This is a genomic window from Marinobacter goseongensis (assembly GCF_023156235.1).
Classification (GTDB): Bacteria; Pseudomonadota; Gammaproteobacteria; order Pseudomonadales; family Oleiphilaceae; genus Marinobacter; species Marinobacter goseongensis.
On sequence record NZ_JAKZAI010000062.1, the window covers coordinates 1 to 2,898 of the forward strand.

The 2,898-nt window shown below is 50.6% G+C and carries 4 protein-coding genes; 2 read left to right on the forward strand and 2 right to left on the reverse strand.

Features of this window, described 5'->3' with window-relative positions; all coding sequences use genetic code 11:
• Window positions 1-131: 131 nt before the first annotated feature.
• Window positions 132-410, forward strand: a complete 279-nt coding sequence (locus MLC70_RS18245) for a hypothetical protein (RefSeq protein ID WP_248185935.1) — start codon at window positions 132-134, stop codon at window positions 408-410.
• Window positions 411-506: 96 nt separating this feature from the next.
• Entirely contained in the window at window positions 507-1,367 is an 861-nt protein-coding gene (locus MLC70_RS18250; protein WP_248185938.1) for a hypothetical protein, read from the forward strand.
• Window positions 1,368-1,662: 295 nt separating this feature from the next.
• Here the strand turns inward: MLC70_RS18250 and MLC70_RS18255 are convergent, their stop codons facing one another.
• Window positions 1,663-2,466, reverse strand: a complete 804-nt coding sequence (locus tag MLC70_RS18255) for an alpha/beta fold hydrolase (protein ID WP_248185941.1) — start codon at window positions 2,464-2,466, stop codon at window positions 1,663-1,665.
• 5 nt (window positions 2,467-2,471) lie between these two features.
• A complete protein-coding gene (locus tag MLC70_RS18800) occupies window positions 2,472-2,774 on the reverse strand; it encodes a PaaI family thioesterase (RefSeq protein WP_427902119.1) in 303 nt (100 codons plus the stop codon).
• Window positions 2,775-2,898: the final 124 nt, after the last annotated feature.

Below are 2,898 nucleotides of genomic sequence, written 5' to 3' on the forward strand. Positions count from 1 at the left end.
TGGTGAACGGTGTAAGGTCCTGAAACTATAGCACTTTCAGCCGCTTTCTTTTATCCCGTCATGAGAAATCCGGGCTAGCGAACGCCGTATTTCTGATAGCCGGTGGTGCTTTATCTGTTTCGATCAGTGTCATGGTCTCCGCTAAAAAATCTGGTGTAGTTCCGGAGGACGCATCGAGCATTGCAGCAAATGGGTGGTATTGGCTGTTCGCTTCAATCATTCTGTTGATGATGCTGAAAGCCCACATGATAGGTCACGCTTTTTTGCTTCATGTAAAGACCGAAGTCGCCGATAAAAATAACACGCTCCTCAACGGCCTAGGTTGGCTTTGGGGGATAGGCGGAGTCATCACATTTGTTTGGGGCCTTTTGCAATTAGTTCGCGCCGCGTCAATGATCATCGCCAACTAACCTTGGAGGCACGTCGATGCCCACCACATTGCGCCTACGGATTCAGTGCGTGGGCACGCATGCTGCACAGGCGTTAAATTTCTTCGGAGGACTCGAGTGCAATCCGTCTACGGCTGTATTGATACTGACGACCCAATGGTGGCGTGGAACGCGTACCGGGGAATATTGGTCTCTGCTCAAGCAGGCAATAAATATCCTAAGTGCCCAACTCCCGTGATGCTAGCTGGCATGCTCAAGCACCGTAACTCGGCGAGGCTTGGCAACGAACTTGTAATTGAGCGAGTTCGGCAGTTGAAGTACTCAACCAAAGTGTCTCGACTGGCTGGCATGTATTTTTTTGAAGACCCGTCAGGATTTGAAGTGGCTAGAGAATGGGGTGGCCACTTCGCCCCTGAGTATCAGGCAGAACTAGGATTGTTGCCTGGAGCAACTGTCAGCCGCCACGACGCAAATTGGATCACGCATGCTCCGTTGGATAGTAGTGGATGTCTAAAGTCCGTTGACTGGGCTGATCCATATTGGTCCGGTGAGCCTTTTCCGAATCAAACGCCTGTCTGGGAATTAATTGTTGATGGTCGGGCTGCTGTGTACGGCACGGAACTCAGGCAGCGTGCGTACGCGACCATTAAGGCAGAATTTCCAGAGTGTGTAGCGATTTTGGAGGTCGGAAGAATTTCTGCCGTTCTAGGATCAGACCTTGGCCAAATTTCCTCTTGGTTGAAACAGGCCTCAGAGGCTGAATTCTCACTGCAGTACTACGTCGACATGAGAGATGCTCAAAATTCCGAATTCTTGGAGAGAGTGAGAAATTATGATGGTCCAAAGAATCACGCTGATTTGGCTGTAGGCGGAGATGAGTTTTCGGTGCCGGATTTACGGAGCTTCGGCGAGTCGTTTCATACCAATGAACAGTTTCCCAAGCAGTTCCTTGCGGGCGTACATGCAAATAAAACTTAACCAAGGGCTCAAGCCGACAGTGGACTTCCCCCGCTGCGCTCCGGCGCGTCCTGAACGGCGTTATCCCACCATCTGAATGTTCGCTTTGGGGATAGGACTCAGCTAAACAAAAGCGAACATTCGCAGCACCCTCATATCCTTGGCTTTATCTGCCCTAGTTAAGCGCTTGGTGGCTACTCAAGAACCTAGCAAACGATCAAATGGACTAACTGTGCCACCTCGTCGAAATACTCTAATCAGCGGTGCAACTAAAACAGGAATGTTTACAGTGTTCATTTGTGTCGAGCTTCCAGTTCTATTTTTGGCGGAGAGGTATTTGGTGCCGTAGAAACTTTTCCGTTTCCCGAACGATTACATCCGGGTATTCCCGATGCGGTACGTGGCCGCATTCGTTCAGGATTATCAGGTTACTTGAATCGTTGGAAAGGGTGGCTATGTAACGAGCATGGTCGGTTGAGCCATACTCGTCGCGATCACCATGAAAGACCAGTTGGGGGCAGAGCACGTTGGGAGCCGACTGGTTAATTGTCCAAGAAGCAAAAGCTTCTGATAACCAGGTATCGCACCAAGTAGATAGTACCCACAGAGCCTTGTCTCCGTGATATTTGGCTAGCCGATCGATCTGATTGTTACTCTCGAAGAACTGTTTTGCCTGCCGAATGCCTTCCAGAACCCCCGTGTCGACATAAGCTTGTGCTGACTCGGTTATCAAAGCCTCACACTGTGTGCTGTATCTTGAGGCGCAGGCGGCAGCCATAGCTCCACCAACACTATGCCCGAAGGCAACGAAATTGGTGAACGCCAGGGCGTTCTGCAACACCGGAAAGCAGTGCTCGGCTTCATCGTCAATAAACCCAACAGACCATCCGCCAGAATGGCTGGAAGAACGGCCGAATCCAAAGCGGTCATAGGCAACCACTCTACGACTTGTAGCAGTAGCCAGAAGGTGTGGAAAGTCTCGCCATAGCTCAACGCTTCCAAGTGAATCATGGAAAAGCAAAATTGGAGCGGAGGGCTCCACCGCTGATGCCTTAGGGGTCCAGCTTTTTGCAAAGTATCTGCCTAAAGGTGTATCGATCCAGTGTTCTTCAATAACCATCGTGTTCACGAGCCCAGTTCTCGATTGCCAAGTTTGTAGGCTGAGGCAGTAAACAATGCGACTTCCCGGCCTTTCCCATCGTTAACCAACACCGAATAGTGGGCAAACCGATTGGATTGGCCAACCAGGCGGGCTGTTGCTCGTAGGTCTTGGTCGTCTGTTCCTCGCATGTAACGGATCTCAGCCTGTGTGCCTATATATCTACCATCGGACGCATTGCACGCTGCAGCAAAGGTGATGTCAGCCAGCGAAAATATGACGGCACCATGGATGCCTCCAAGCGAGTTCCGGTGATTGGGCTGAATCAATAAATGGCATGACGCCTCTAAAAATGTTTGGTGTGAGATGGACCCATTCAGTTGGACAACCTGATGGTGTCCCTAAGCTATGATCCGGTTGTTTCCCTGGCTCAGGCTGCCAGAGATATGGGTT

Bases quoted from the DNA above. Each gene is read 5' to 3' on its own strand.
- MLC70_RS18245 (WP_248185935.1), top strand. From the start codon at position 132: ATGGTCTCCGCTAAAAAATCTGGTGTAGTTCCGGAGGACGCATCGAGC.
- MLC70_RS18255 (WP_248185941.1), bottom strand. From the start codon at position 2,466: ATGGTTATTGAAGAACACTGGATCGATACACCTTTAGGCAGATACTTT.